Here is a 25,057-nt window from a genome sequence, read left to right as displayed (position 1 = left end):
TGGAAAATATTCTGGAGTAGCAGCAACACCGAACTTTCCGAAAAGCAACTCCTACTGTCCCAATTTGCGGCATCGTCCGGCTATCTCGTATTTTCTTCACCTATGGCTTCAGGCGCCAGCCCGAGCCTGGTCGTCTATGATCGAGCCAACCAGCAGGCACGCCTGATCCAGGAAACCGGCTTCTCCCTTTTTGCCCCCTCTCTATCCGCCGACAGCGAACGACTCATTTTCGTGAGAGCCGGAGCATCCGGCCGAGAGATCATATCCTGCGTAATCCGCGAATGGATTTGCCGAACGTTGTTCGCAAGCGAAGACTCAATACGGTCCCCAGTCGAAATCGATCGCGACAAGATCGCCTTCATATCTAGCCCGCTCATCACTGGACCCGACAATAAAAAACGCTTCAATCGCTACGATATGTTTATACAAGCGAAAGACAGCACGCCTGTTAAGGCGACAAATCTCAAACTTTACTCACTTGGCCCAGCCAGCACATCAAAGGATCGAATTGTATTTTCCGGTGACGATGGCGCGTATCGGATTTACGCATCGCGGCTGGATAAGTCCGGCACTCATGGTGCCCGTGATACGCACCCGCGAGAGATCGCATTTCCAGAAAAATCTATCGTCGTCGATGTGGCGGTGTCGCTGGATGACCGGTACTTATCATTTCGGCAGGCAGAGAGCATAAAAGGAAAATCGAACTATCAGTACAACCTGCATCTCGCAAATTCGAATGCAGAAAGTATCAAAAAGATAGAACCCGAGGGGATCAGGTTGTCACGTGGCATCTTCGTTGAGAGAACACTGATCTTTAACGAGCTTTTCGAGAGAAATTATCGCGTCAGCAAACTCGATATACCAACCGGCGAGATCGAAGAACTCGTTTCAATCCCGCACACGGGCAGCTCTATCCAGCAACTTCAAAAAATCAAGCTGAACTTTCAATAGACTGCGTGCAGCCCGCCGATGCGGGTCTCGGCTGATGAGTATTGCTTCGGCGCTATCGTGCCTGCGTCAACTCAACCATAGAATCTACGCCTTGTCCGGCCCCACGCGCACCAGCTGCTTGCCAAAATTCTGGCCCTTCAGCAGGCCCATGAACGCCGTCGGCGCGCTGTCCAGGCCTTCGGTGACATATTCGCGATACTTCACCTTCCCCTCGCCGATCCACTGCGCCATGTCGCGCAGGAAATCGCCATGCATCGACGCGAAATCGCGGACGATGAAGCCGCGGAAGTTGAGGCGCTTGGTGAGCACATTGCGCATCATCGCGCCGGCCCATTTCGGCGCGACGGATGCCGTATCGTTATATTGCGCGATCAGGCCGCAGACCGGGATGCGCGCGAAGAAGTTGAGCAGCGGAAACACCGCCTCGAACACCTCGCCGCCGACATTCTCGAAATACACATCGATGCCGTTCGGGCAGGCCTCTTTCAGCTTCGCTGCAAAATTGGGATCGCGATGATCGATGCAGGCATCGAAGCCGAGCTCTTCCACCACATAGCGGCATTTGTCCGCACCGCCGGCAATGCCGATCGCCTTGGCGCCCTTGATCTTGGCGATCTGTCCAACCGCCGAACCGACGGCGCCGGAAGCTGCAGCGACGACCACCGTCTCGCCCGGCTGCGGATTGCCGATCGCGAGCAGGCCCGTATAGGCCGTCATGCCGGGCATGCCGAGAATGCCGACCGCCGTGGAGATCGGTGCAATGGCCGGGTCGATCTTGCGCAGGCCCTTGCCGTCGGAGATCGCATGCGTCTGCCAGCCCGAATGCGACAGCACGATATCGCCGGCCGCAAAGCCAGGATTGTTCGAGGCAACGACCTCACACACGGTGCCACCTTCCATCACGCCATCCACAGGCACCGGAGCAGCATAGGAGGGGCCGTCATTCATGCGCCCGCGCATATAGGGATCGAGCGACAGCCAGATCGTGCGCAGCAGCACCTCGCCCTCGCCGGGCTTTGGCACGGCAAAATCCTCGAGGCGGAAATTCGACGGGCCGGGTTCGCCATGGGGGCGCGATGCGAGAACGACGCGTTTGGCCGATGCGGACATGGATGTCTCCTGCTGTTTCTTGTTGTGATGAGAGGCTGACGCAAAAACGCGGCACGCGATGATCGCGCGCCGCGTTCAATTCGTAAACCCGATACTATCAGGCTGCGATCTTTGCGAGCACCGCATCAAATGCCGCAGCCGCGCTGTCGAGATCCTTGAAGGCGAGACCGCCGTCGGCGGACTGCTTCTGCGCCGGGGTCGCGGTCGGGCGGATTTCCGCCACCGGCTTGCCGCCGTCGAGCATCGCGAGCGGTGCGATGACCTGAAACTCGTGGGATTCGAGCGGCTGGTCCTTGAGCAGGAACACGCTGAGCGTGACGATGTCCTTGCCGCGGCGATAGGAGATGTAGCGGTCAACGGCCACCGAGCCATCGCGCTGCATGCCGCCGAGTTTGGCCGAGCCCTTCGAGTCCAGCAGCTTGTGGGCCTTGAAGCCCTTGACGCCTTCGGACTTCGCCTTGGCGGTGGCTTCCGACAGGTCGTATTTCTCGGCCAGCGTCTTGCCGACGGCCGCGATCTGGTCGGCCATGTCGTGTTCGAACTGTTTTGCTTCGGAGCGCGGCTGGCCGATGCGGCGCGGCTTGTCGGCATTGCGCTTGGCGAGTTCGGCCGTGCAGATTTCGGCCAGAGCGGCGACATCGCGCTTCAGGGCGTTTTCGCGCAGATTCTTGATCTGCGGGGTCTCCAGCGCGGCGACGCGCTCTTCGGTCCATTCGATGGCCATGAAAGTCTCCAATGTGCTTGGCGAATATGCGGGCGAGCGGTACCGCGTCAGGCAGTACCGGAACAGGTCTCTTTACGCGCAAGCGGGAACCCGCACGCGTTTGAGGCGAATACGCGTGCGTTTTGGACCATCGGTAAGGCCCAATTTAGGCAGGAATGCCTAGTTTGTTCCGTAGGGAGGATGAGCGAAGCGTCATCCGCCGATCTGCGTCCAAAGATCGGCCGGCGGATGACGCCTTCGGCTCATCCGCCCTACGCATCCCGCGATCAGCGGCCGCCGGGGTAATTCGGGCTTTCGCGGGTGATGGTCACGTCATGGACGTGACTTTCACGCAGGCCGGCGCTGGTGATGCGGACGAATTCGGCCTTTTCGGAGAATTCGGCCAGGTTCTTGGCGCCGACATAGCCCATGGCGGCGCGGAGACCGCCGGCCAGCTGGTGGACCACGTTGCCTACCGGTCCCTTATAGGCCACCTGCCCCTCGATGCCTTCCGGCACCAGCTTCAGAGTGTCCTTGATGTCCTGCTGGAAGTAGCGGTCGGCCGAGCCGCGCGCCATGGCGCCCACCGAGCCCATGCCGCGATAGGCCTTGTAGGACCGGCCCTGCCACAGGAACACTTCGCCGGGCGTCTCGTCGGTGCCGGCTAGCAGCGATCCGACCATGGCGATATCGGCACCGGCAGCCAGCGCCTTGGCGAGATCGCCGGAGAACTTGATGCCGCCATCGGCGATCACCGGAATGTCGGCCTTCTTGGCCGCTTCCACCGCATCCATGATGGCGGTGAGCTGCGGCACGCCGACACCCGCGACGATGCGCGTGGTGCAGATCGAGCCCGGGCCGATACCGACCTTCACGGCATCCGCGCCGGCATCGATCAGCGCCTGGGTCGCCTCAGTCGTGGCGACATTGCCGGCGATCACCTGCACGGCATTGGAGATGCGCTTGATGCGGTTCACCGCTTCCAGCACGCGGGTCGAATGGCCGTGGGCAGTATCGACCACGACGATATCCACGCCGGCATCGATCAGGCGCTCGGTGCGCTCAAAGCCGCCGTCACCGACAGTGGTGGCAGCTGCCACGCGCAGACGGCCCTGCGCGTCCTTGCTGGCCAGCGGATGCGCCACGGCCTTGTCCATGTCCTTCACGGTGATCAGGCCGACGCAGCGATACTGGTCATCGACGACGAGAAGCTTCTCGATGCGATGCTTGTGCAGCATGCGCTTGGCTTCGTCCTGGCTGACGCCCTGACGCACCGTCACGAGATTTTCGTGGGTCATCAGCTCGGAGATCTTCTGGTCCGGATTGGTGGCGAAGCGGACGTCGCGATTGGTGAGAATGCCGACCAGCTTGCCGGGGACGTTCGGGCTGGCACCGGTGACCACCGGGATGCCCGAGAAACCGTGCTCGTTCATCAGCGCGAGAGCTTCGGACAGCTTCGCATCGGGGCCGATGGTGAGCGGATTCACCACCATGCCGCTCTCATACTTCTTCACCTGGCGGACCTGCGCGGCCTGCCCTTCCGGGTCGAAATTGCGATGGATGACGCCGAGGCCGCCGGCCTGCGCCATGGCGATCGCCATATTGGCTTCGGTGACCGTATCCATGGCCGAGGCCATGATCGGGATGTTCAGGAGCACGCTGCGGGTGGCGCGCGAGCGGATATCGGCATCCGACGGCAGGATGTCCGACAGGCCCGGCTTCAGCAGCACGTCATCGAAGGTGAAAGCTTCGCGAATTTTGGTGACGACTGCCATGGCCAACTCCGTTCAGCGGCCGGTGCCGCGCGTGGGACTGAGGATGCACCAAAGCGGCGGCGGTGCATCACCGTCGCCGACTCGTGACCCTCAACATAGGATTGGCGGTGGTCGATAGCATGCTGCCCTGCGGAATCAAAGTGTTTGGCAGCCATGCACAGGGATTTTTGGCAGCGGTATTCATGGCCCTGCCCGCCCTGCGGAGTTCACAGGACCGTCATCAAGCCGGCCGCCGCACGCGATGGCCCGCTCCCGGACATGGTGTTAAAGCGCGCTGACAAAGCTCAAGAAGAATCGACAGGAATCCGCACTGTCTGTCCGGGATACCGCTACCGCATGATGTCCAAGGAACGCCTGATCCCGCTGATCGTCGCCGCCGCCCTGTTCATGGAGAACATGGACTCCACGGTGATCGCGACCTCGCTGCCGGCCATCGCCGCCGATATCGGCACCAGCCCGCTGACGCTCAAGCTGGCGATTACGTCCTACCTGCTCTCGCTTGCCGTCTTCATTCCCGCCTCCGGCTGGACCGCCGACCGTTTTGGCGCCCGCACCGTGTTCTCGGTCGCCATTGGCGTGTTCATGATCGGCTCAATCGGCTGCGCCCTGTCGCAGACCGTCACGCATTTCGTCATCGCGCGCATCATCCAGGGGCTCGGCGGCGCCATGATGACGCCGGTGGGACGGCTCGTCCTGGTGCGCTCCATCGACAAGGCCGGGCTCGTCAATGCGATGGCCTGGATGTCCGTGCCGGCGCTGATCGGTCCGGTAATCGGGCCGCCGCTCGGTGGCTTCATCACCACCTATGCATCGTGGCACTGGATCTTCCTGATCAATATCCCGATCGGCTTTCTCGGCATCTATCTGGCGCAGCGCTATATCGATCCGATCAAATCGGACAATCCCGAACGCTTCGACCTGCTCGGCCTCGTGCTGGCCGGCGTCGGCCTTGCCGGCATCGCCTTCGGTCTCTCGGTCGCGGGCCTCAATCTGCTGCCATGGGAAGTCATCACCGCGCTGCTGGTCATCGGCACGGTATCGATGACGCTCTATCTCATCCATGCCAGGCGAACGTCATCGCCGGTGCTGGATTTCTCGCTGATGCGCTATGCGACGCTGCGCGCGGCGATTATCGGCGGCTTCCTGTTCCGGCTTGGCATCGGTGCATTGCCGTTCCTGCTGCCGCTGATGATGCAGATCGGTTTTGGCCTGTCGCCATTCCAGTCCGGCATGGTCACCTTCGGTTCGGCCGTCGGCGCCATGGGCATGAAGACGCTGGCAACCCGCATCATCCGCGCGTTCGGCTTCCGCAATGTGATGACCGTGAACGCGATTGTCAGCTCGGTTTTCCTCGCGGTCTGCGCACTGTTCACGATCTCGACGCCGCTGACGCTGATCCTGCTGATCCTGCTCGTCGGCGGCTTCTTCCGCTCGCTCGAGTTCACCGCGATCAATACAGTGGCCTTTGCCGAGGTGGAGCCCGCGCAACTCAGCCGAGCGACCACCCTCACAGCAGTGGCGCAGCAATTATCGATCTCCGCCGGCGTCGCCATCGGCGCGTTCAGCGTGGAAAGCACCATGGTCTGGCGGGGAATGACAGAGTTGTCGGCCGGCGACTTCGCTCCGGCATTTCTCGTCGTGTCGCTGATCTCAGCGACCTCAGCCTGGTTCTTCTGGCAGATGCCCGCCGATGCGGGCGCTGAAATCTCCGGCCGCAAGGCCGTCGAGATCGCCAGTCGCAAAGGCGAGAAGAAAGGTGCAGAGCATGCCGCTGCGAAAGCTGCGAGCGAGACGACGGAAGATACGCGGGATCAGCGGCTGGGCTAGTCCTCAGCCTCATCTGCACCACCCGGCGTGCCGCGAAAGCCCATCGCGAGCACATAGCGCTCCGACGAATCCTTTCGGCTCGAGGCCGGCTTCACGTGCTTCACCGACGCAAAGTCGCGCTTGAGCTGTGTCATGAGCGTCGCATCGGCGCCGCTCTGGAACACTTTTGCGACGAAGGTACCGCCCGGCTTCAGCACATCGCAAGCGAACGCTGCGGCGTCCTCGACGAGGCCGACGATGCGGAGCTGGTCGGTCTTGCGATGACCGGTCGTGTTGGCCGCCATATCGGACATCACCACATCGGCAAGGCCGCCCATCATCTCTTTCAGCTTCGCCGGCGCGTCGGCATCGAGAAAATCCATCTGCGCGAAGGTGACGCCGACGATCTCGGGCATTTCCAGAAGATCGATGGCGATCACCTGCCCGCGGCCTTCGGCCGAGCCGACCCGGCGGGCGGCGATCTGGCTCCAGCCGCCGGGGGCAGCGCCGAGATCGACCACGGAAATGCCCGGCTTCAGGAAGCGGTGCTTGTCGTCCATTTCGATGATCTTGTAGGCCGCCCGCGAGCGCAGGCCGTCTTTCTTGGCCTGCTGCACATAGGGATCGTTGAGCTGCCGCTCCAGCCAGAGCTTCGACGACAGTTTCATCCTGCCGGCGCTCTTGACCTGGACGCGCATGCGGCCGGTACTGTCTTTTGCCATCGGTAATTGCTTGCTTTCGGGTTTGGCGGCCCTCTTAGCACGGCCCGCCGCAAAAGCCGAACTGCGTTACGATGCCTTGATGACGCCGTCCTCGCGCATCATTTCCACCAGCATCCCCTCGCGGAGCCCGCGATCGGCGACGCGCAGGCGCGGCAACGGGAACACGGCGCGGATGGCGTCGAGGATGGCGCAGCCGCACAGGACCAGATCGGCGCGATCGGGGCCGATGCACTGGTTGGCCGCACGTTCGGCATAGCTCAGGCCCATCAGCTTCACGATGGTCGCATCGAGTTCGGCATTGTCGAGCCAGATGCCGTCGATGCGGCGACGGTCGTAGCGCAGCAGGCCCTGATGGATGCCGGCCAGCGTCGTCACCGTGCCGGAGGTGCCGAGCAGATGCATGCCATCGAGATCGACGCCGTGCTCGGCGGCAAAGGGCGCGACGTGCTGGGCAACCTCGGCGATCATGAGATCGTAGGACTCGCGGGTGACATTCTTGCCGCCGAATTTTTCAGCCAGGGTGACCACGCCGAGCGGGATCGACATCCATGCCTTGATCAGCGGCCGGCCATTGGGGTCGGCGGCATCGCGCTCGATCCGCACCAGTTCGGACGAGCCGCCGCCGATATCGAACAGGATCGCGCCGCGGCCTTTCGGATCGATCAGCGGCGAGCAGCCGATCACGGCGAGACCGGCTTCGGTTTCGCGGTCGATGATCTCCAGCGTGATGCCTGTCGCCTCGGCCACGCGGCTGAGGAATTCATCGGAATTCGACGCAGCGCGACACGCTTCCGTTGCGATCAGACGCAGCCGCGTCGCGTTGCGGGCGCGGATCTTGTCGCGGCAAATCGACAGCGCGGCAACAGCGCGATTGATCGCGGCATCGGAGATGACACCCGATGTCGAGACGCCCTCGCCGAGGCGGATGATCCGCGAAAACGAATCGATCACGCGAAAGCTGTCGCCGGTGGGGGCGGCGATCAGCAGACGGCAATTGTTGGTGCCGAGATCGAGCGCGGCATAGACGGCCGGATTGACTGCATCGCTCACGCGCGCAGCCACCACGGCCCCCTGCTCCGTTCCCGGCACGTCATTCGGCTCCAGCGAGGGGCGGAGCCGCGTGGTGTCATCCATTCAATCGGTCTTTCCGCGGCTTGTGGCCGGCATGGAAACCATTCTCACGGAAACTTTAGCAGGGCACGGGATTGGCGCAACCTTCGCACCCGCGCCATGCCCAATCGGACGTTGTGACCGCCGCGCGGGCGTCCTATCTGAGGTGATCGCCAGGACCGCAAGTCCGGCGCCGTATCGACAGTCAAATGGACGTCCCCATGCAGGATTTTACCGGCTCCCGCGACAATTCCATCGCCATGCAGAAATACGGGGTCGGTCAGCCCGTCCGGCGCAAGGAGGACGACACGCTGGTGCGCGGCCAGGGCCGCTATACCGACGATCTTCATTTGCCTGGCCAGCTTTATGCCTGGGTCGTCCGCAGCCCGCATGCCCATGGCGTGATCCGCAAGATCGACACCGAGGCCGCCAAGGCGATGCCTGGCGTGCGCGGCATCTGGACCGGCGCCGATATTGCTGTGGCCGACTACAAGCCCTTCACCGTCGGCCTCCCGATGAAAAGCCGCGATGGCTCGCCGCTGCTGCAGACCAATCGCCAGGCGCTGATGACCGATCGCGTCCGCTATGTCGGCGATCCCATCGCCTTCGTCGTCGCGGAGACACTCGCGCAGGCGCGCGATGCGGGCGAAGCCGTCGAGCTCGAAATCGAGCCACTGCCCGCCGTGACCTCTGCCGAGGACGCGACCAAGCCCGGCGCACCGCAGCTCTATGAGCACATCCCGAACAATGTCGCGCTCGATTATCACTATGGCGACACCGACGCGATCGAGGCGGCCTTCGCCTCGGCTGCGCATGTGACGAAACTCGACATCGAGAACACCCGCGTGGCCGTCGTCTCGATGGAGCCACGCTGTGCGCTGGCGTCGTTCGACAGGGAGACCGAGCGCTACATCCTGCAGGTGCCGACCCAGGGCGTCGCCGGCAATCGCGCCACGCTGGCGCGCCACATGAATGTGCCCGCCGAGAAGATGCGCATCCTCACCGGCAATGTCGGCGGCTCTTTCGGCATGAAGAATGTGAGCTACCCCGAATATATCTGCCTGCTGCATGCGGCAAAGGCGCTGGGCAAGCCGGTGAAATGGCTGGATGAACGCTCATCCAGTTTTCTCTCCGACAGTCAGGGCCGAGCGCAACAGATTCATGCGGAGCTGGCACTCGACAAGGACGGCAAGTTTCTCGCCGCACGCCTGTCCGGCTACGGCAATCTCGGCGCCTATATCACCGGCGTGTCGCCATTGCCGCTATCGATCAATGTCGGCAAGAACCTGCCGAGCGTCTATCGCACGCCCCTGGTCGGCGTCGACATCAAATGCGTGGTCACCAACACCACCCTGATGGGCGCCTATCGCGGCGCCGGACGGCCTGAAGCGAACTATTTCATGGAGCGCCTGATCGACCGCGCGGCGGACGAGATGGGCATCGACCGGCTCACGCTGCGCAAGCGCAATTTCATCAAGCCATCGCAACTGCCTTTTGCGGCGGCGTCGGGCGTCACCTATGACAGCGGCGATTTCCAGGGCGTGTTCGACAAGGCGCTGGCGATCTCCGATCACGCCGGCTTTGCCAAACGCAAGCGCGAGGCGAAGAAGCAAGGAAAGCTGCGCGGCATCGCCGTCGGCTCCTATCTCGAAGTCACCGCACCGCCCTCGCCCGAACTCGGCAAGGTGACGTTCGACCCGGACGGCACCGTGACCATCACCACGGGTACACTGGATTACGGCCAGGGCCATGCGACGCCGTTTGCGCAGGTGCTGTCGGAGCGACTCGGCGTGCCCTTCGATGCGATCCGGCTGCAGCAGAATGACAGCGATCTCGTGCGCACGGGCAATGGCACCGGCGGCTCGCGTTCGATCACCGCATCGGGCCAGGCGATCGTCGAGGCGTCGGATCTCGTCATCGCCAAGGGCAAGGTTGCTGCCGCGCATCTGATGGAAGCGTCCGAGGCCGATATCGAATTCGAGGATGGCCGCTTCACCATTGCCGGCACCGATCGTTCCATCGACATCATGGAGCTGGCGCAGCGGATGCGCGACGGCAAGCTGCCCGAGGGCGCGCCGGAGACGCTCGATGTGGATCATGCCAGCGAGGGCCCGCCATCGACCTTCCCCAATGGCTGCCATGTGGCGGAAGTGGAGATCGATCCGGACACCGGCGTGCTGACCATCGTGCGCTACAGCGCGGTGAATGATTTCGGCACCATCGTCAATCCGATGATCGTTGCCGGCCAATTGCATGGCGGCGTCGCGCAGGGCATCGGCCAGGCGCTGATGGAGAAGGTCAGCTACGATTCATCGGGTCAGCCGATCACCGGCTCCTTCATGGACTATGCGCTGCCACGCGCCGGCGACATTCCGCTGATGGCCATCGGCGATCATCCGTCGCCCGCCAAGACCAATCCGCTCGGCACCAAGGGCTGTGGCGAAGCCGGATGCGCCGGAAGTCTCGCGACCGTCGTCAACGCGGTGGTCGATGCGTTGAGTGCGTATGGCGTGACGCATCTCGATATGCCGCTGACATCGGAACGCATCTGGCGTGCGATCCAGGATGGGAAGACAGCCGAGGTGGCGTGAGGCCTTTCTTCTCCCTCCCCCAAGCGGTGCAGCCGCGCCGTGGGGAGGGGGGATCGATGCGAGCGTTCAGCGAGCATCGAGACGGGTGGGGTCTATCCCCACGCTCTGTTCGTCGTGGGGATAGACCCCACCCGGCGCTACGCGCCACCCTCCCCGCTGCGCCGCTGCGCGGCTTGAGGGAGGGAAACCATCGGCTCCTGCGCGCGACTTCCCGATCAACCTGTCAAACAGCCACGCTCTCGCAATCTCGCGGCGCTTGCGCGTCCGAGGTGTGAGCAGTCCTCCCCGAAACATGAGGGGAGGTGGCACGCCGCAAGGCGCACTTGAGTGGACTTGACGCTGCCCGTGCAAGCTGGATCGCCAGCAAGCCCAAGCCGCGCAACGCCTTACGGCGCGCCACCGCGACGTCTTGCTAGTCGAAGGACCGTTCTTCCGGGTACTGGGCACTCCCATTGGGAGTCATCCGACGGATTTCTCCGCCTTCGCCCGCACCACGTCCAGCCGCGCTAGCGGCAGGGCCCCGTAGTGGGCCCGGACGGTGACCCTCGACCACCCGAGTGCAGGAGGTACGTCCTCCCCTGCCCGCAGGCGCCGCATCTTGTCCCACTCAAAGACGCCTCATGAGAGCGCCCCTCGTGAACAAGACAAACGGGATAATGGCGACGATGGGAATTTTGTCAAGAACAAAGAACGAACACGTATTCGCAACTCTGAGGCGGATGAGCGGAGCGTCATCCGCCGGCCGAGCTAATGTGAGGTAGAATGGCGGATTACGGCTACGCCTTATCCGTTCTACGGCTCCTCGCAAAAAAGCCGGCCGGCGGTTCGTCCGCACGGCCGGCTTTCAAAACTCAACGCAACGCTTACAGGCCGGTATAGCCCGCCTTGACCGGATCATTGCTGCCGTCGCGCTCGCGCAGATAGGTCAGGCCGCAGACCGTGAGGCGCTGCATGTCGGTCTCGCCGCCATCGAACAGCGACTGCACATATTCAGTGACCTTGACGCGCGCGTCTTCGCTCGCGGCTTCAGCGCGATTGGCCATGAGATTGTAGGTCTGCATGATACGGTCGATGGCAATTTGCATGTCGTCTTTCCCCTTAGACATGGTTTTAGTCAGACTTGGTTTCGCTAGACATCGGACGCGCCTAGTGCGGCGCGGCCTGGAATTGGGCTATCGCCCGATTGGCAAGGCGGAGCTTGTTGCCCTCGCCGCGATGAAACGCCTGCACGATGATTTCGAGCAGCCGGTCATTGGTGACATACGTGTCCGGGATGGCGCCGGAGCGCCGCAGGAAATTGGCCGCGATCGCATAGGCATCGCCCACCGCCTCGACATTCATCAATTTCAGACCGCGTTCGACCAGCATGGCTCGATCTCCGATGATGTGGAGATAAGTTGACTGGTGGAACTTGGTTCCATGACAGGGAATCTATTTCGGAAATGGGGCGGGAGGGAGTCGCAGGCGAGAAGAGAACAAGGCGACGGATCGTCAGTCGCGCGCATCAACTCATCGCTGGAATCTTCGCCTACTCCCTGCATCTCTCTTTCGTATTCCAAAAACAAAAAGGCGCCCTGAGAAGGCGCCTTTCATGTTCAGTGCAGCCTTATGGCTACTCCAAAAAATTGACCCACGCGACGGCTCCATATGGCAGAGCCTTCGCATCCCCAGCCACGGGCAGATCTTACTTCAGCGACGTGTTGAGCGTCGTGAACTTGGTGTTGAGCGTGCTGCCGAGACCATTCACGGCGGCAATGATCGCAAGTGCGATGCCGGCGGCGATCAGACCGTATTCGATGGCGGTGGCGCCACGTTCGTCCTTCAGAAAACGTCCAAATGAAACCAACAAAGTGCTCTCCCAGGTGCTGAAAATGAAACCGGAACCGCCAGTTCCATTTTGAGGAACCTGCCCAAAAGCCCTTAAAATTTTACCAATTGCGTTGGCTTTTGGCCAAGAAATCGGAATCACGCGCGCCGTAGACGCAAATATCGGACGAAAACAGCCTATGGACCGCCATCAGCCTCCGAACAGAATGCCCAGCAGGTAAGGAAGGCTCACGGTGACGAGGAGCAGCGCGATGATGCCGAGCACCATGCCATCACCCTCTTCCGCGCGTCCGGGTGGCTTCGGGCCGATCCATCTGAGAATGTCGCGCCACACATCGGCACCCGATCACCTTGCTGCTCTGCGCGCGCAACGAGGGAATTCGTTTTGCGTCGCGGCGTCTTTGCAAAAGATAATTGCTGCAGACTGGTTAAGTTCAGGAACGTCGCCATCAATGCGGGATTGTCGCAGCGATCCTCAACCGATGGAGATAACCGATGAAGAAGCTTCTGATCGGCGCAGCCTGCGCCCTCATGCTGTCGTCCACTTTCGCAGCCGCACAGTCCAGCCAGGGTAAAGGTGGTGCTGCGATGACCGGCGAATCCGCAGACCAGACCAAGACGCCCGGTGCAGGCATGGCGCCCGCCAACCAGAACAAGGGCACCATGAGCAAGGACAATATGGGCACCAGCGGCATGTCGAACAGCAAGAACATGGGCGGCGCCAACAAGAATGGCGACGGCCAGATGACCAAAGGCGGCATGAACAAGTAACGACGAAAGAAGGCCGCACCACGTGTGCGGCCTTCTCTTTCCAATGCAATCATCCCTGGCCGAAGATCGCCCAGATCAAAAAGGTCAGCGCGCCCGCGCACAGCACGGCGACGATTGCTGCCAGCAGCTCGTTTTCCCTGCTCTCGTCTTCGCCGTCGAATTTCAACGCGATCACCCTTTGCACGAGTGAACGCGGCGGTGAAAGCGTAGTTCCGCTGGCAGGGCCGGAGCGCTGACTAGCTTTCCGCCGCGCGATGCGTTGGCCCCTGCCGAAAGCGGTTGATGATGTGCAATGCCGCCCATGGTCCGAGCACCGTGAGAAGCGCCATCGCGGCGTAGAGCAGATATTTTGCCGGATTGGTCGATGAGGCGAGCGAGCCGTCGAGGCGAAGGAGTGGCAAGGCCGCTTCCATCAGCATGCCCTCGATGATGATCGCGACAAGTCCGCCAAGGAGGGCCGTGACGAGATTGACGATCCATCCGAGTGGGCCGCGCTGGTTCGCCCACGCCTCGTAAATGCCGACAGCGAGGATGATGACGAACGAGATCATCAGCATGCCCATCGGGCCGCCGACGCTCGATCTGGTGCCGAGCAGATCCAGCAAAATCATCGCCACCACGGCGCCGAGTGCAATCATCTTCATGGCAAGACCCTTTGGGTAAAGCGATTAGTCGCGCCCGGCATGGCCGGGTTCAATGCGCCCGGCGTCGCCGCCATGCGGCGCAGACCCGACCAGCCACGAACAGATGGCCGCGGGCAGTCCCCATACCGGCCCGACATACCACCACACCTCGGAGTAGCGCTGCATCAGCTCCGGCCCGCCGCTCTCGATGGTGAGGAGCAACAGCAGCCCGGCGGCCATGGCAAAGCCCGCCAGGAAACAGACGAGCGCGCGCCAGCGCCGATGCGACAGTCGGCGATCGATGGCCGCTATGGCCCAGAGCGGCAACAGCGCGAAGACGAAGCAAACCATGAAAGAGGCCGGCCAATAGCGATCGTCCTCGAACACGGGTGCCGGACGGTTCACGATGGTGAGGCAGGCGATGCAATAGAGCCAGCTGAGAATTGGCGCGACCAGAAGGAATATGCGGTTGCGAGTCATGTCGGCGCCTCGGCGATCTGCTGCCGCGTTTGTCGCGATACGTCGCGTGACGTTCAAATCATGCGCTATCGTCTTCAACTTCTGCACTCTGATGCAGCACTGTGAGCACGCCTCCCCTCGCTGCTGATGAACCATTTGATCTGCGCCCAGACCAAGGACACATGAGCGCTCGCATGGCGACCGGCCATCCCCTGCTGCTCGCATCAACGTGCGGAGACATACTCAAATGCGCTTGTCCACATCCCGGCTGCTCGCAGGCATGGCCGTCGCTCTGTTCGCCGGCTTGCCGCATGCAGCCATCGCCGACGAATGGGCCTCCTGCGTCAAGCTATCCGACAATCTCGCCATCGCAGGCTGCACGCGCGCCATCGAGTCACAACAATATACGGGGCGCAGCCTCGCGCGGATCCATACGCGCCGCGGCGACGCCTATCGGGCGCAAGGCGATTTCGACCGCGCGATGGTGGAATTCAACGACGCGATGCGGATCGACCCCACCTATTCGTCGGCCTACAACAATCGCGGCAATGCCTGGTATCACAAGGGCGATCATGACCGGGCCATCGCGGATTATAATGAGGCGATCCAGCGCAATGCGAAATATGCCCTCGCTTACGCCAACCGCGCCGCCGCCTGGGCCGGCAAAGGCGACTTCGACCGCGCCATCGCGGATTTCGACACCGCGATCCAGATCGATCCGAAAGATGCCGATGCCTGGTATGGCCGCGGCCTCGCCTGGAATAAGAAGGACGACAACGACCGCGCGATCGCGGACTACACCCAATCGCTGCAGCTCGATCCGAAATCCGCGCGCACTTATGTGAACCGCGGCACGGCTTGGGGCGAAAAAGGCGATCTCGACCGCGCCATCGCAGACTTCGGTCAGGCCATCCGCCTCGATCCGAAACTTGCACTGGCCTATTACAATCGCGGCATGGCGCTGGAGCTGAAACATCGCCTGCAAGCGGCCCTGGCCGACTTCCGGATCCACGCGCAACTTGCGCCGTCCGATCCGAGCGGCCAGAGTGCGCTGAAGCGCGTGTCGGCGGAATTGAAAGTGAAGTGACGGGCGCTGACATCGCGTGATGCCGGGATGCTGAACATGATCAGACCGCGCCTCCGGCAATTGTCTTGCCACCGTATTCACGCGAGACTTGCCACGTGGCGGGCCTGGGGCATCGGTGCCTGATCACGCGGAGAACGCGGCATGCGCAAATGGAGCGGAGGCGGCTTAGCATCGACCTATCTGCGCTCGACCCATCCTGCATCTGCGTTTCTCCCAAAAGAAAAAGGCGCCCGTTGCGGGGCGCCTTTTGTCGTTGTCATTGCCGTATGCCTCTTCTGTGCATTTCGGCTTTGCTTTCGGAGGGCAAAATTCCGTTAGCGGCAGTGTCGACTTGGAGGGTCGAAGTAAACTCAGAGGCGTAGAATGGGTTGAGCGAAGCGACAACCCATGCTGTCTGTCGATTGCGGCAAGCTCCGCCGATGGGTTGTCGCGCCGGCCTGCGGCCAACGCTTAACCCATCCTACGAAGCTTACAGGCGATACAGGATCTGGTCGGTCCCCAAATGCTCCAGATGATTACGCGGCCTTTTTGAGCGGTTTTTTGGGGAGAGTGGCACGGTACTGCAACGGATGAGACAAAACAAAAGACATGAGGCCGTCCAGCACCGCACACGCCGCTTTGAGATACGACGGGTCGAGATGGGTGTATCGCTCGGTCATGGAGTGACCTTCGAGCTTGTGCCCGAGCTGAGCCGAAACTTCCCAAGGCGGGACACCCTTGGCCCGCATCCATGATGCCGAGGTGTGGCGCAGTGAGTAAGAGTTTACACGCCCCTTGAGACTGGCGCGCTGCCTCACCTTCTCCCAAATGCTGACCATCCGACCAAGCTTCCGTCCCCTGAACATGATGACGCGCGGAGTTTCTTGCGGAAGCTTCTTCAGCTCCGCCTTCAGCACCTTGCCCATCTTCACCACCGGGCGCCGCTTCGATGTCTGAGCCCGACCTTCCGGGTTGAGAAAGATGAGGTTGTTTTTAAAGTCCACTTGGTCCCACGTCAGCGTGTACAGCGCCTCCGGTCTCGCCGCCGTCGCAACGGCGAGGAGCACGTAGAGCCGAAAGTGCGGTTCTTCGCTGCCGAGCCAGTACAGGCGTTGCAGCTCCTCCCGGTTGAGGTGGCGGCCCATGGCCCTCACGTTCTCAACCTTCAGGCATTCGACGTGGGGCACAGACGACAGCGTGTGCCGTCTGAAGGCGCGGTTAAGTGCCGCCCGACCTATCTCCAAGGTGCGGTTTACGGAGTTATGCCGCAGCCCCTTGGCAAAAAGGAAAGCGCGAAATTCCTCCTGCCTCTGGACGTCGCGAACCTCTTCGACAGTCCCAGCTTCCCAGAATTGCAGCCAGTACCGGAGCAGGATTTTGATGGTGCCCGCGGAGCGCAGTTTGCTGGCGTGGTTGTCGAAGTATTCCTTGAAGATTTCCGCGAGAGTGACATCAGACGCAGAAAGGTCGCGGGCGAGCTTCAGTCGCTCCCCCACGAACCAATTTTCCAATCGCTCTTTTGCTACTTCAAAGTCTGCTGTGCGGAGCGAAGAGCGGCGTGTTTGCTCGGCCTTGTCGTCGTACCATGTCCGGTACCAAGCTTGGCTTCCGGCTCGCTGGGAGAGCCAGTAATCTCCGACCCTGAATTCTCGTTCTGTGTAAAGTCCCACGGTTGAGGCCTTCCCATAATCATGTCGGCAATTTGCCAACCCATGTATCGGATGCCCTTTCCACCAGGTTCGATGATCGGAAAAATCTTCTTAGCGTTTCGCCATCTTTTGATGGTCGATGGGTCTTTGCCCATGAACGACGCCACCTGCTCTTCGTCATAGGTGGCGAAGTATTTGATTTTGTACTCTGCGCAGATACCGTGTCGCATCTCCTGAAGCTCCTCACGGTTCATGCGCAGCTCCTTCCTACCGAGAAGAGGATGCGCGCCCACTCCGGCCCTATGTAGGCGGAAGCTGTGACCAGCGCGCTCAGTGTAGCATATCCCCACCGACCGCGCAGGCCGAACACGAGGAGACCTATGATTCCGACGAGTGAAATCAAGACCTGCAATGGTGAGTACATCGCCCATGCCATCTCATGGAATCCGCAGTAGAGGTACGGCTTGTATCCGAGCTGGACGACGGCATAGTTCGCGGCAAACAGAAAAGCGAGAACACCGCCAGCTATAGGCAGGACGGAAGTGCTCCTCATGGCGTGAACTCGAAGAAGTCTTCCTCGGCGAGGACGGCAAGCCTCATGTGCGCGGGGAAATAGGTGGCGCTGCCGAAGACGATGGATGTGTTGCGGACGACTAAAGTGGGAGCGAGTCCAGAGCCTGCCAGCTTGGCATGGAGGTCTCTCCATTCCCGCCATCGCTCCATGCTTCGTACAAGGGCCGATTCCACGATGACCGGCTTTTGCATTGCGCCCAGGTCGCCCGACTCCAGAAGCGCCTGGACGCTTTCCTTCGCGTGCGTCTCCACCCGGATAGTCTCTCCCAGCCGCGCAACATCCCCGTAGGATTGCCGCCGCATGTATTTGGGGACCTCTTGGCTTTCGACGTAGGGGAGCCCTAGAATGGCGGCGTTAACCTCGGAATACTGGTAACGCCCCGCCCCCCGATTGAGCCTTCGGAAAACAACCCCGGCAAGTTTTTCACGCATGCAGTTTCTCAGCCTGATTTTGCGCATTTCGACAGGGATACTGATGCTTTCTCTGCGGTTGTTGGCCCGGCTGTTAGAGGCACGCCCCCCGGCCTCCAAGGCAATGCCCACCAGACCGGCATCCGTCTCCCCGCAGCCACCGAAAGCTCCCCCGGTCCCGAAAGTTGCATCCCCTACTGCGGCCATTCAAGCACCGCCAGTGGTCGTCCCACAAGGTGCATTGGAGGGCAGACCGACCTATCCCAATCGCTCCGTCCCGAAGGGGAAAGAATGGGTGCGCGTGGCCGACGAGGAATATAACGCAGCAGTCGCACGGTACGAGAGTTTGACCCGGTTTGAAGCGTCCCGCACCGCCGTTCTTCAGCGCGAGGATAAGGAGGTGTACAGCTTCCAGCTTGCCGCCGCCCCGCGCCAATTAACCAAGACAGCACCGACGTCGCCCTCGGTCTCCGTCTGGGATACCCCTGCCCAGACACCCGATTATTATAAAAAGCCATTTGCCCTACCGCCGGATGACCCAATGCTCGACAAACGCTATCTCGAACCGGAGCCCGGCAAACCCAAGCCGCCGACGTATCAGCAGGACTTGGACAAGCTCATCGGCATGGCCGGTCCAAAGGCCGAGGTCCAACGGCTCGCAAACCTCGCCGCCATGGCGGTCAAGCGCCGAGAAGCCGGGTTACCCGCCCTGTCCAACAGCTTCCATATGGCGTTCACCGGAAACCCCGGCACGGGCAAGACCACGTTCGCCCGCATCATCGCAAAGGTGCTTAACCATCACGGCATCCTCCCCCGCGAGGGCATTGTGGAAGTGGACCGCTCCAGCCTCGTTGGTCAGTACATCGGACACTCCGAAGCGGCGGTGAAGGCGAAGCTTCAGGAAGCCCTTGGACGCGTCCTTTTCATTGACGAGTTTTATGCCCTCGTAACCGAGGAAGGCGGCGGCAAGGACTTCGGCAAGCAGGTCGTCGATGTGCTCGTGAAGTTCATGGAGGATAACCGCGACAACATCTCTGTCATCGTCGCGGGCTACACCGAGCCGATGCAGAAGGCCATTATGTCAAATCCGGGTTTGAAGAGCCGGTTCACGCGAACGATTCATTTCCCCGACTACTCCCCCGAGGAGCTTCTTGAAATCTTCGACAACATGGTCACCGAGAAGAAGTTTACCCTGGAGGATGCCGCCTATCCCGTGGTCGGGAGGACAGTGAAGGCTCATCACGCGAACCGAGGAGACGACTTCGGCAATGCACGAGACATGCGCACCCTGTTCGAGCGGGTGACGGACGTGCAGGCCAATCGCGTGATGAATGATGATTCCCCAATCACCGTAATCACGGCGGACGATATTCGTGAAGCAGCCGCTTTGTGCGGCATGAAGTGACCCCGTGTGTTGTCCCAGCCCGTGCCCGTTATTGCCCTGCGGTGAGCTGTAGTGACCGGATAGCATGTGTTGCGTAGTTGCCGATGAAGCGATGCAATAGCCTGTATAGTCCGCATCTACGGGTCAGTGCCTGACCCCAGCGGAAAATCGGGTTATTCTTGCAACATGGCACTGTACTGGCTCGACGTGAGCAACATCACCCGGCGCGCCGCGCCAGGCACGTTGCAGGCCCACGGCAACTACGTGCTCCGCGAGAGCGCGCGGCAGCATGTCATCGGGGTGAATTTTCCCACCAACAAGCACGCCATCAAGCGCGAGCTGCAAGCTTACGAGGAATGGGCAGAAGGGCACACCCGGAAGGATGCCCGCCTCGTCTACAAGATCATGCATGCCCTGCCCCGTGAGCTGGGTCGCAAGGGGCAGATTGAGGCTACCCGTCGCTTCCTGTGGGAGCTGACGATGAAGGGGCGCGGTCGCGGCTTCGCTGCCTTCCACGACCTCGATACTGACAACCCTCACGTCCATATCGTTTTCATCGACCGTGACGAAAACGGGAAGTCAGTCGCACTCCTCTCTGCATCCAAGGGTGACCGTGCCGCGAAAGGGCTGGAGCCCAACAGCACGGAATGGCTGCGGCAGCTCTGGGAGCTTGAGTGCAATGGGGTACTGGCCGAGCATGGCCTGGACGTTCGCATCGACCGGCGGACGAATCTTGAGCGCGGGCTGGTGGCTGCGGCCGAGCAACACCGGGGATGGAAGCAAGACCATTCCGTGGATACGCACGAAATGGTCCCCGAGGGGGTGGTGGGCACCGCCGCCCAAAACTCACCGGAAATGGCGGAGCACAGCCAAGACGAGGTGGTGGGCTCCGATGTCCGCGCCCAGGAATGCCCTCCAATGCACGTTGATGCCCTGGAGGACGACGAATACCTTGAGTCCTCCGAAACCCCTCCCGACGAGGACGAGATGGTTGAGAAGCTGGCGCCCCGTGAAGCGGTCATCGTCGCCTCCGAATTTCTGACCGAATTGCGTGCCCTGAAGGATCTACGGGCGAAGCTCGAAAGCCAGGAGACGGCCCTTAACTCCGCCCAGGCACAGCTCGCAACCGCCGAACGTGAAAGCACCGAGGCATTCGGTCGGAAGTCCACCGCCGAGAAGCAACTCGCTGATGCAAAGAGCCGGCTGGAGGACTTTCAGCGCGAAGACGGCAGTCTCAAGGGAATGAACATCAAAATCGGTTTCGGCCGATGGAAGGCCGAGTTCAAGACAGCCACCCGCAAACGCGGCGAGCAGGCCCTAGCTACGGCGGAGGCCCTGCTCTCCACCCTTGAGCGGGCGACCATCGCAGAAAGCCAGGCGAACGAACAGGTGGCACGCTGGGAGCGGGACAAGGAGCGACATGCCGATGCTGTTGCCAACACTCGCAACGCTGTTGAACAAACCCTGTCCCAGTATGGCCAGCATGCCACCCTCGAAAGCGCCGAGGGCATCCTGTCTCACACCGCGCACGCCTACCTCGATGGCGTCACCGTGGAAGACCTCGCCGACCTCTACGAAGCACAGCTTATCTCTACCTCGCAGTATCGCGATGCTCTTGAGCTTATGGGCCGTGAAGACCTCATTGAGGAGCTGGAGGAGCTGCAGGCAGAAGACTTAGACGAGCGGGTTGACCGTGGCCTATCGAATTAGCGGTACGTCACACCGCCATCCTTGATGGTGAATGGGAGGTCCAGCAGGACGTTCCGCCGGTCAGCTAGAACGACAGCTTTTCCCCATGGGGTACTCTTTAGCTCGTCGCGCTTGCGGAGAGCACGGGCGGTTTCACTGAGGCTTTGGCTCTTCCCGTGGTCGGCCTGGTTCTCGGATTTGGAGTTCGCGGTGTAGTCACCGAGCAAGGTCGTAACCTGACCGTAGAGGTTCGTATCCTTCAGACCGCCGGTGATGATCCAGTCACATCCATCAATCAGAGGCTGAGCCTTGTCCTTACCGCCGTAGTTCGAGGTTATCTGCGCAATGGACTGCCAGCACATGAAGGTGTTGACCCCAGCCTTTCGCTGGCGCGTCACGGCATCTTGCAAGGGCATACAGGCGCCGAGGTCATTTGCCTCGTCAACGAACATCCGCAGGCCTTTTGGCAGCGCCCGCTTGTGTATCCGGCGGAAGCGTTCGACTGCCTCAATGCACTGCCCCATGACTAGCCGGTTAAAAGCCCCCGCCACCAATCCGCCGTCGCCGCCTACAATGAAGACGCCGACCGGCTTATCGAGCAAGAAGACATCCTCCCATGTCCATGGAGAGGCGTTGGGCGTCATCAGCTCCACAAGCGCCGGGTCATTGTAGACCCGCAGCTTACGCCCGAGGGTGGAGTTAAAGCTCCCCTTCTCCCGCTCACCGACGCGGGTGAAGACGTTGACACCTGCTTTCGCCGTATCGGAGCCCGAAGCTTCAATCAGCTTGATAACCTTGTCCCGCTCTTCCTCTTTCGCCGTGGTGAGAAGGCGGACCGGTTCGGCCAGAGTGGCGGCGCTTCCCTTGTTCTGAAACTCCCAGTCAATCAGCGCAGCAACGACGCCATGGGCGGCATCAATGAAGTGCTGGCTGCTCGTGTGCTCCCCAGCATCCGGCACAAGCAGGGACGCGAGCGCGTTCACGTCCCGACCATATGTATACTGAGTGGAGTTCGTGAGCGCGGTGAGCGGATTGTACTTCGCATGCCGAAATGCAGTGGCGGCGGGATTATCCAGATCGAGTACGAGTAACTCCCACCCATCTGCGGTGAGCTTGTCCTTGAATGCCTTCAAGTGTTCACCCGAAGGGTCGTTGATGATGAAGTCCGGCTTCTTCGGCAGCTCCATGAGGTAATTGATGTTCGCCGCCATGGTTTGGCTCTTGCCCTCACCCCGCTTCGCAAAGAAGTGCACGCAAGCTTCCGCCTTCGCGAATACGCGTTTGCCGTCCTGTATGCCGAGCAGAAAGCCGCCGGGCTTTAAGTGACCATCCGCCTGCAGCTCTTTCAGCGAGGCGAAACCTGCATTGCCGTGCGTGGGTGCAGGCTTTTGCCCTCTAATCCACCGCCATGCCTGTGGTGCTTTTTTCGTGATGAGCGACCATAGCGCCACCACGACCAGACCGGCCCAATAAGCAGGAAGGAAAAATCCTTTTAGTACGCCGAGCACGGTCGTGGTACCTTTCAACTACTCAGGCAAATCTCAATCGTTTCACCAGGCAGCTTCCCCGCTGCCTGACGGCGGCTGCCTGCATTTTCGAGGCTCCGATGAAAACATCAGAACTCTACGAGTACGTCACCCAACGTATCATAACCGAGCTGAAGGAAGGAACACCACCATGGGTAAAGCCGTGGGCCGGTCAGCCAAAGGGCGTCAACCTTACTCCGGGAAATGCCGTCTCCGGCCGTCCCTACAGTGGCATCAATGTCCTCATTCTGTGGGCGGCGGCGCTGGACAAGGGCTATCCCACCCACGGCTGGGCGACCTTCCAGCAGGCAAACAGCATCGGCGCCAGCGTCCGTAAGGGCGAGAAGGCGGCGCAGGTAGTGTTCGTCAAACGGATGGTTACCGAGGAGGAAGGGAAAGAGAAGAAGAGCACGATGATGAAGGCCTATCCGGTCTTCAACCTCGCTCAGCTCGACAACGTCCCTCCCCAGTATCTCGAAGCCCCTCCGCTGCTCGAAGAAGATGTCACCCATGACAACGCCCTTCAGCTCATGAAGGACTGCGGCATGAAGGTCATCCACGGCGGCAACCGGGCTGCTTACTATCCCGGCCGCGACGAGGTGTGCATGCCCCCGTTCGGGAGCTTCAAGAGCGAGACCGATTATTGGGGCACGCTCTGGCACGAAGGCACTCACTGGACCGGCGCGAAGAAGCGTCTGGACCGCCAGTTCGGCAAGCGGTTCGGCGACAAAGCCTACTCGTTTGAAGAGCTGGTCGCGGAGCTGGGAAGTGCTTTCACCTGCGCCAGGCTCGGCATCCCCGGCACCTTCCGCTCGGCTTCGTACATCGACCATTGGCTGAAGATTCTCGGCGATGACAACCGGGCGATCTTCACGGCGGCGAGCTATGCCAGCCAGGCAGCCAACTATATCGCGGAGCAGTCACACGCCGTCCAGGAAGACACCCCTGACGTCGAGCGACAGCCCATGAGAACCCGCGAGCAATCAGAACGCGAAATGGACGATTCCATCGCGTTCTAACGAGGCCCCCACCAGGGGTAACTTGTCCCTCATTGGACACCCCCGCTCACCACGGGGGCTTTTTTATTGAAAGAGAGCCCTGACGGTCAGGTAGTCATGATAGGCATGGTATCCCGCCCATATCGCGAAAGCACCGAGCAGCGAAAACCACAGGCGCTTCATGGGCACGCTGCTTCCATCGCGGCGTCAAGAGCAGTCACATCGGCTATAGTCGCGGCCGTGTCGTGGGTGGAAACGGACGGCGCATACCTACGATAGGTCGCGCACCCGGCCTCGCTGTTCAAGGTACCGCATGCGGTCATCAGGAGACCAGCCGCGAGTAGCAGCAGCAGCTTTGTCACCCTTTTCAATGCGGTCCAGCGCTTCATAGGCGTCAGCACCCTTCTGCAGCTCGGCACCAACCACCGCCGCACCCACCGGGCTCATGAAAGGCTTCAGCGCCTCCCATAACGCTGCAATCAGACCGGCGAGCCATGTGAGCATTACTGGACGATGGTGGGGCTGGCGGCAGTACCGATTTTGAGCTTCACGGCGGTGATTTGCTCGCCGAGAATATTGCTCACGTTTTCGGTATGCGGGAGAGTGCCTAGTACGGTGGCGGTACCGCCTAGGCCGAATAAGATGGCGTAGAGCTTCCAGCTCTTGGTGATGAGTTTGAAGGCGTCGATGATGGCTTGCACGGGTTTACCCTTTCATTGGGTAAAGCCTGAGCCGCGCGCGGAATCTTGTCAAAGAAAAATGGGGAAGCCGCGCCGAGGGGGGGGAGGAGACATGGCGACTTCCCGTTCTCATTCCCCGGTAGGGACCGAAGAGCAAGTGAGGAATTTTAGGCAGGGTATTGTTTTCGTGGCAACTGAAAATGCGGACCATCGCACAGCGGGTGCTTAATGCCCCGCGCCTTCGCGCGCTTGATATACGCATCGCGCTCGGCCAGCATATCGTCACTCAGCTCGGTCAATCTGCGGTCCCATGCGGCGCCCCACTCAATCGGAATACCCAGTTCCTGGGACGCCCGTTTCATTGCCAGGGCAATCGTCGGAGCGGTTTTCCAGTCCGGCACGGCCCTCCCATCACAAAAGCTCCAAAGGTCTACCGCATGGCCCGTGAGGTGCCGCGAGAGCGTCGTTCTGCTGGCACCGCGCGCGACCGCCCTTCTCTGCTCTTCTTGTGTGCGGAGACCGTCTGCCACGGCGAAGTCCTGAGCTCAGCTCGATGGCCCGCCGGACCACCCTCACCAAGTCAGGATGGACCCCGATGAGGTTCCGCATAGACCGGGTGCTGAGGTGAAAGCC

At 61.1% G+C, this 25,057-nt stretch carries 26 protein-coding genes; 8 read left to right on the top strand and 18 right to left on the bottom strand.

All coding sequences use genetic code 11. The features are described 5' to 3' along the window. The first annotated feature begins 102 nt into the window (after positions 1-102). Entirely contained in the window at positions 103-951 is an 849-nt protein-coding gene (locus tag AC1RQ5_RS14740; RefSeq protein WP_493199923.1) for a hypothetical protein, read from the top strand. Positions 952-1,035: 84 nt separating this feature from the next. Here AC1RQ5_RS14740 and curA read toward each other — a convergent pair whose 3' ends face one another. The 3 genes from curA to guaB all read right to left on the bottom strand — a co-directional run bounded on the left by curA (position 1,036) and on the right by guaB (position 4,539). Next, positions 1,036-2,061: an NADPH-dependent curcumin/dihydrocurcumin reductase gene (gene curA / locus AC1RQ5_RS14735; RefSeq protein ID WP_493199922.1), complete on the bottom strand. Its 1,026-nt coding sequence runs from the start codon at positions 2,059-2,061 to the stop codon at positions 1,036-1,038. Positions 2,062-2,158: 97 nt separating this feature from the next. Next, the gene (locus AC1RQ5_RS14730) at positions 2,159-2,785 is read right to left on the bottom strand and encodes a hypothetical protein (RefSeq protein ID WP_398475239.1); all 627 of its coding nucleotides are present in this window, start codon (positions 2,783-2,785) and stop codon (positions 2,159-2,161) included. A gap of 266 nt (positions 2,786-3,051) precedes the next feature. Next, on the bottom strand, positions 3,052-4,539 hold the full coding sequence (guaB, locus tag AC1RQ5_RS14725) for an IMP dehydrogenase (RefSeq protein ID WP_493199920.1): 1,488 nt from the start codon (positions 4,537-4,539) through the stop codon (positions 3,052-3,054). Positions 4,540-4,875: 336 nt separating this feature from the next. Between guaB and AC1RQ5_RS14720 the strand changes: the two genes are divergently transcribed. Further along, positions 4,876-6,366, top strand: a complete 1,491-nt coding sequence (locus tag AC1RQ5_RS14720) for an MFS transporter (protein WP_493199918.1) — start codon at positions 4,876-4,878, stop codon at positions 6,364-6,366. On the opposite strand, the gene AC1RQ5_RS14715 is transcribed toward AC1RQ5_RS14720, so the two are convergent. Together AC1RQ5_RS14715 and AC1RQ5_RS14710 are read right to left on the bottom strand one after the other, a co-directional pair. Next, positions 6,363-7,067: an RlmE family RNA methyltransferase gene (locus tag AC1RQ5_RS14715; protein ID WP_398475249.1), complete on the bottom strand. Its 705-nt coding sequence runs from the start codon at positions 7,065-7,067 to the stop codon at positions 6,363-6,365. The genes AC1RQ5_RS14720 and AC1RQ5_RS14715 overlap by 4 nt on opposite strands. Positions 7,068-7,133: 66 nt before the next feature. Beyond that, the gene (locus AC1RQ5_RS14710; RefSeq protein ID WP_493199916.1) at positions 7,134-8,201 is read right to left on the bottom strand and encodes a Ppx/GppA phosphatase family protein; all 1,068 of its coding nucleotides are present in this window, start codon (positions 8,199-8,201) and stop codon (positions 7,134-7,136) included. 197 nt (positions 8,202-8,398) lie between these two features. Between AC1RQ5_RS14710 and AC1RQ5_RS14705 the strand changes: the two genes are divergently transcribed. Beyond that, complete coding sequence (locus AC1RQ5_RS14705; RefSeq protein WP_493199914.1) at positions 8,399-10,768, top strand: xanthine dehydrogenase family protein molybdopterin-binding subunit; 2,370 nt, start codon at positions 8,399-8,401, stop codon at positions 10,766-10,768. Positions 10,769-11,631: 863 nt separating this feature from the next. On the opposite strand, the gene AC1RQ5_RS14700 is transcribed toward AC1RQ5_RS14705, so the two are convergent. The 4 genes from AC1RQ5_RS14700 to AC1RQ5_RS14685 all read right to left on the bottom strand — a co-directional run bounded on the left by AC1RQ5_RS14700 (position 11,632) and on the right by AC1RQ5_RS14685 (position 12,929). Continuing rightward, positions 11,632-11,853, bottom strand: a complete 222-nt coding sequence (locus AC1RQ5_RS14700; RefSeq protein ID WP_398475256.1) for a hypothetical protein — start codon at positions 11,851-11,853, stop codon at positions 11,632-11,634. A 61-nt stretch (positions 11,854-11,914) separates the two neighbouring features. Continuing rightward, positions 11,915-12,136, bottom strand: coding sequence for a hypothetical protein (locus AC1RQ5_RS14695; RefSeq protein ID WP_493199912.1), 222 nt, complete (start codon positions 12,134-12,136; stop codon positions 11,915-11,917). Between the two features lie 316 nt (positions 12,137-12,452). Next, positions 12,453-12,617, bottom strand: coding sequence for a Flp family type IVb pilin (locus tag AC1RQ5_RS14690; protein WP_398475260.1), 165 nt, complete (start codon positions 12,615-12,617; stop codon positions 12,453-12,455). Positions 12,618-12,785: 168 nt separating this feature from the next. Beyond that, positions 12,786-12,929: a hypothetical protein gene (locus tag AC1RQ5_RS14685; protein WP_398475262.1), complete on the bottom strand. Its 144-nt coding sequence runs from the start codon at positions 12,927-12,929 to the stop codon at positions 12,786-12,788. Positions 12,930-13,090: 161 nt separating this feature from the next. Here AC1RQ5_RS14685 and AC1RQ5_RS14680 point away from each other — a divergent pair, with 161 nt between their 5' ends. Continuing rightward, the gene (locus AC1RQ5_RS14680) at positions 13,091-13,366 is read left to right on the top strand and encodes a hypothetical protein (protein WP_398475264.1); all 276 of its coding nucleotides are present in this window, start codon (positions 13,091-13,093) and stop codon (positions 13,364-13,366) included. 236 nt (positions 13,367-13,602) lie between these two features. On the opposite strand, the gene AC1RQ5_RS14675 is transcribed toward AC1RQ5_RS14680, so the two are convergent. Together AC1RQ5_RS14675 and AC1RQ5_RS14670 are read right to left on the bottom strand one after the other, a co-directional pair. Next, complete coding sequence (locus tag AC1RQ5_RS14675) at positions 13,603-14,010, bottom strand: hypothetical protein (protein ID WP_493199910.1); 408 nt, start codon at positions 14,008-14,010, stop codon at positions 13,603-13,605. Between the two features lie 24 nt (positions 14,011-14,034). Further along, complete coding sequence (locus AC1RQ5_RS14670; RefSeq protein WP_493199908.1) at positions 14,035-14,469, bottom strand: hypothetical protein; 435 nt, start codon at positions 14,467-14,469, stop codon at positions 14,035-14,037. A 226-nt stretch (positions 14,470-14,695) separates the two neighbouring features. On the opposite strand from AC1RQ5_RS14670, the gene AC1RQ5_RS14665 reads away from it, so the two are divergent. After that, entirely contained in the window at positions 14,696-15,535 is an 840-nt protein-coding gene (locus AC1RQ5_RS14665) for a tetratricopeptide repeat protein (protein ID WP_493199906.1), read from the top strand. 515 nt (positions 15,536-16,050) lie between these two features. On the opposite strand, the gene AC1RQ5_RS14660 is transcribed toward AC1RQ5_RS14665, so the two are convergent. The 3 genes from AC1RQ5_RS14660 to AC1RQ5_RS14650 form a co-directional block, all read right to left on the bottom strand. Then, a complete protein-coding gene (locus tag AC1RQ5_RS14660) occupies positions 16,051-17,025 on the bottom strand; it encodes a tyrosine-type recombinase/integrase (protein WP_493199904.1) in 975 nt (324 codons plus the stop codon). An 11-nt stretch (positions 17,026-17,036) separates the two neighbouring features. After that, positions 17,037-17,417, bottom strand: coding sequence for a hypothetical protein (locus tag AC1RQ5_RS14655; RefSeq protein WP_493199902.1), 381 nt, complete (start codon positions 17,415-17,417; stop codon positions 17,037-17,039). Between the two features lie 295 nt (positions 17,418-17,712). Then, complete coding sequence (locus tag AC1RQ5_RS14650) at positions 17,713-18,168, bottom strand: hypothetical protein (RefSeq protein WP_493199900.1); 456 nt, start codon at positions 18,166-18,168, stop codon at positions 17,713-17,715. Between the two features lie 274 nt (positions 18,169-18,442). Between AC1RQ5_RS14650 and AC1RQ5_RS14645 the strand changes: the two genes are divergently transcribed. Both AC1RQ5_RS14645 and AC1RQ5_RS14640 read left to right on the top strand, forming a co-directional pair. Next, positions 18,443-19,552 carry an AAA family ATPase gene (locus tag AC1RQ5_RS14645; protein WP_493199899.1) on the top strand — a complete coding sequence of 370 codons (1,110 nt, stop codon included), beginning with the start codon at positions 18,443-18,445 and terminating at the stop codon, positions 19,550-19,552. Positions 19,553-19,717: 165 nt separating this feature from the next. Continuing rightward, positions 19,718-21,241 carry a MobA/MobL family protein gene (locus AC1RQ5_RS14640; protein WP_493199897.1) on the top strand — a complete coding sequence of 508 codons (1,524 nt, stop codon included), beginning with the start codon at positions 19,718-19,720 and terminating at the stop codon, positions 21,239-21,241. On the opposite strand, the gene AC1RQ5_RS14635 is transcribed toward AC1RQ5_RS14640, so the two are convergent. After that, positions 21,238-22,746, bottom strand: coding sequence for a type IV secretory system conjugative DNA transfer family protein (locus AC1RQ5_RS14635; RefSeq protein ID WP_493199896.1), 1,509 nt, complete (start codon positions 22,744-22,746; stop codon positions 21,238-21,240). The genes AC1RQ5_RS14640 and AC1RQ5_RS14635 overlap by 4 nt on opposite strands. An 80-nt stretch (positions 22,747-22,826) precedes the next feature. On the opposite strand from AC1RQ5_RS14635, the gene AC1RQ5_RS14630 reads away from it, so the two are divergent. Further along, positions 22,827-23,765, top strand: coding sequence for an ArdC family protein (locus AC1RQ5_RS14630; RefSeq protein WP_493199894.1), 939 nt, complete (start codon positions 22,827-22,829; stop codon positions 23,763-23,765). A gap of 249 nt (positions 23,766-24,014) precedes the next feature. Here AC1RQ5_RS14630 and AC1RQ5_RS14625 read toward each other — a convergent pair whose 3' ends face one another. The 3 genes from AC1RQ5_RS14625 to AC1RQ5_RS14615 form a co-directional block, all read right to left on the bottom strand. Next, a complete protein-coding gene (locus AC1RQ5_RS14625) occupies positions 24,015-24,248 on the bottom strand; it encodes a hypothetical protein (RefSeq protein WP_493199893.1) in 234 nt (77 codons plus the stop codon). Next, on the bottom strand, positions 24,248-24,445 hold the full coding sequence (locus AC1RQ5_RS14620; protein ID WP_493199891.1) for a hypothetical protein: 198 nt from the start codon (positions 24,443-24,445) through the stop codon (positions 24,248-24,250). The genes AC1RQ5_RS14625 and AC1RQ5_RS14620 overlap by 1 nt, the downstream gene beginning before the upstream one ends. 146 nt (positions 24,446-24,591) lie before the next feature. After that, positions 24,592-24,954 carry a M15 family metallopeptidase gene (locus AC1RQ5_RS14615; protein ID WP_493199890.1) on the bottom strand — a complete coding sequence of 121 codons (363 nt, stop codon included), beginning with the start codon at positions 24,952-24,954 and terminating at the stop codon, positions 24,592-24,594. Positions 24,955-25,057 lie beyond the last annotated feature (103 nt).

The organism is Tardiphaga sp. GW821-FHT12E02 (assembly GCF_058807155.1).
Note: the sequence above shows the minus strand (reverse complement) of the source record. Positions and strands in the feature narration are given on the sequence as shown.

Coding starts and splice junctions, on each gene's coding strand:
- AC1RQ5_RS14740 (WP_493199923.1), top strand. CDS start 103: ATGGCTTCAGGCGCCAGCCCGAGCCTGGTCGTCTATGATCGAGCCAAC.
- curA (WP_493199922.1), bottom strand. CDS start 2,061: ATGTCCGCATCGGCCAAACGCGTCGTTCTCGCATCGCGCCCCCATGGC.
- AC1RQ5_RS14730 (WP_398475239.1), bottom strand. CDS start 2,785: ATGGCCATCGAATGGACCGAAGAGCGCGTCGCCGCGCTGGAGACCCCG.
- guaB (WP_493199920.1), bottom strand. CDS start 4,539: ATGGCAGTCGTCACCAAAATTCGCGAAGCTTTCACCTTCGATGACGTG.
- AC1RQ5_RS14720 (WP_493199918.1), top strand. CDS start 4,876: ATGATGTCCAAGGAACGCCTGATCCCGCTGATCGTCGCCGCCGCCCTG.
- AC1RQ5_RS14715 (WP_398475249.1), bottom strand. CDS start 7,067: ATGGCAAAAGACAGTACCGGCCGCATGCGCGTCCAGGTCAAGAGCGCC.
- AC1RQ5_RS14710 (WP_493199916.1), bottom strand. CDS start 8,201: ATGGATGACACCACGCGGCTCCGCCCCTCGCTGGAGCCGAATGACGTG.
- AC1RQ5_RS14705 (WP_493199914.1), top strand. CDS start 8,399: ATGCAGGATTTTACCGGCTCCCGCGACAATTCCATCGCCATGCAGAAA.
- AC1RQ5_RS14700 (WP_398475256.1), bottom strand. CDS start 11,853: ATGCAAATTGCCATCGACCGTATCATGCAGACCTACAATCTCATGGCC.
- AC1RQ5_RS14695 (WP_493199912.1), bottom strand. CDS start 12,136: ATGCTGGTCGAACGCGGTCTGAAATTGATGAATGTCGAGGCGGTGGGC.
- AC1RQ5_RS14680 (WP_398475264.1), top strand. CDS start 13,091: ATGAAGAAGCTTCTGATCGGCGCAGCCTGCGCCCTCATGCTGTCGTCC.
- AC1RQ5_RS14675 (WP_493199910.1), bottom strand. CDS start 14,010: ATGAAGATGATTGCACTCGGCGCCGTGGTGGCGATGATTTTGCTGGAT.
- AC1RQ5_RS14670 (WP_493199908.1), bottom strand. CDS start 14,469: ATGACTCGCAACCGCATATTCCTTCTGGTCGCGCCAATTCTCAGCTGG.
- AC1RQ5_RS14665 (WP_493199906.1), top strand. CDS start 14,696: ATGCGCTTGTCCACATCCCGGCTGCTCGCAGGCATGGCCGTCGCTCTG.
- AC1RQ5_RS14655 (WP_493199902.1), bottom strand. CDS start 17,417: ATGAACCGTGAGGAGCTTCAGGAGATGCGACACGGTATCTGCGCAGAG.
- AC1RQ5_RS14650 (WP_493199900.1), bottom strand. CDS start 18,168: ATGCGTGAAAAACTTGCCGGGGTTGTTTTCCGAAGGCTCAATCGGGGG.
- AC1RQ5_RS14640 (WP_493199897.1), top strand. CDS start 19,718: ATGGCACTGTACTGGCTCGACGTGAGCAACATCACCCGGCGCGCCGCG.
- AC1RQ5_RS14630 (WP_493199894.1), top strand. CDS start 22,827: ATGAAAACATCAGAACTCTACGAGTACGTCACCCAACGTATCATAACC.
- AC1RQ5_RS14625 (WP_493199893.1), bottom strand. CDS start 24,248: ATGCTCACATGGCTCGCCGGTCTGATTGCAGCGTTATGGGAGGCGCTG.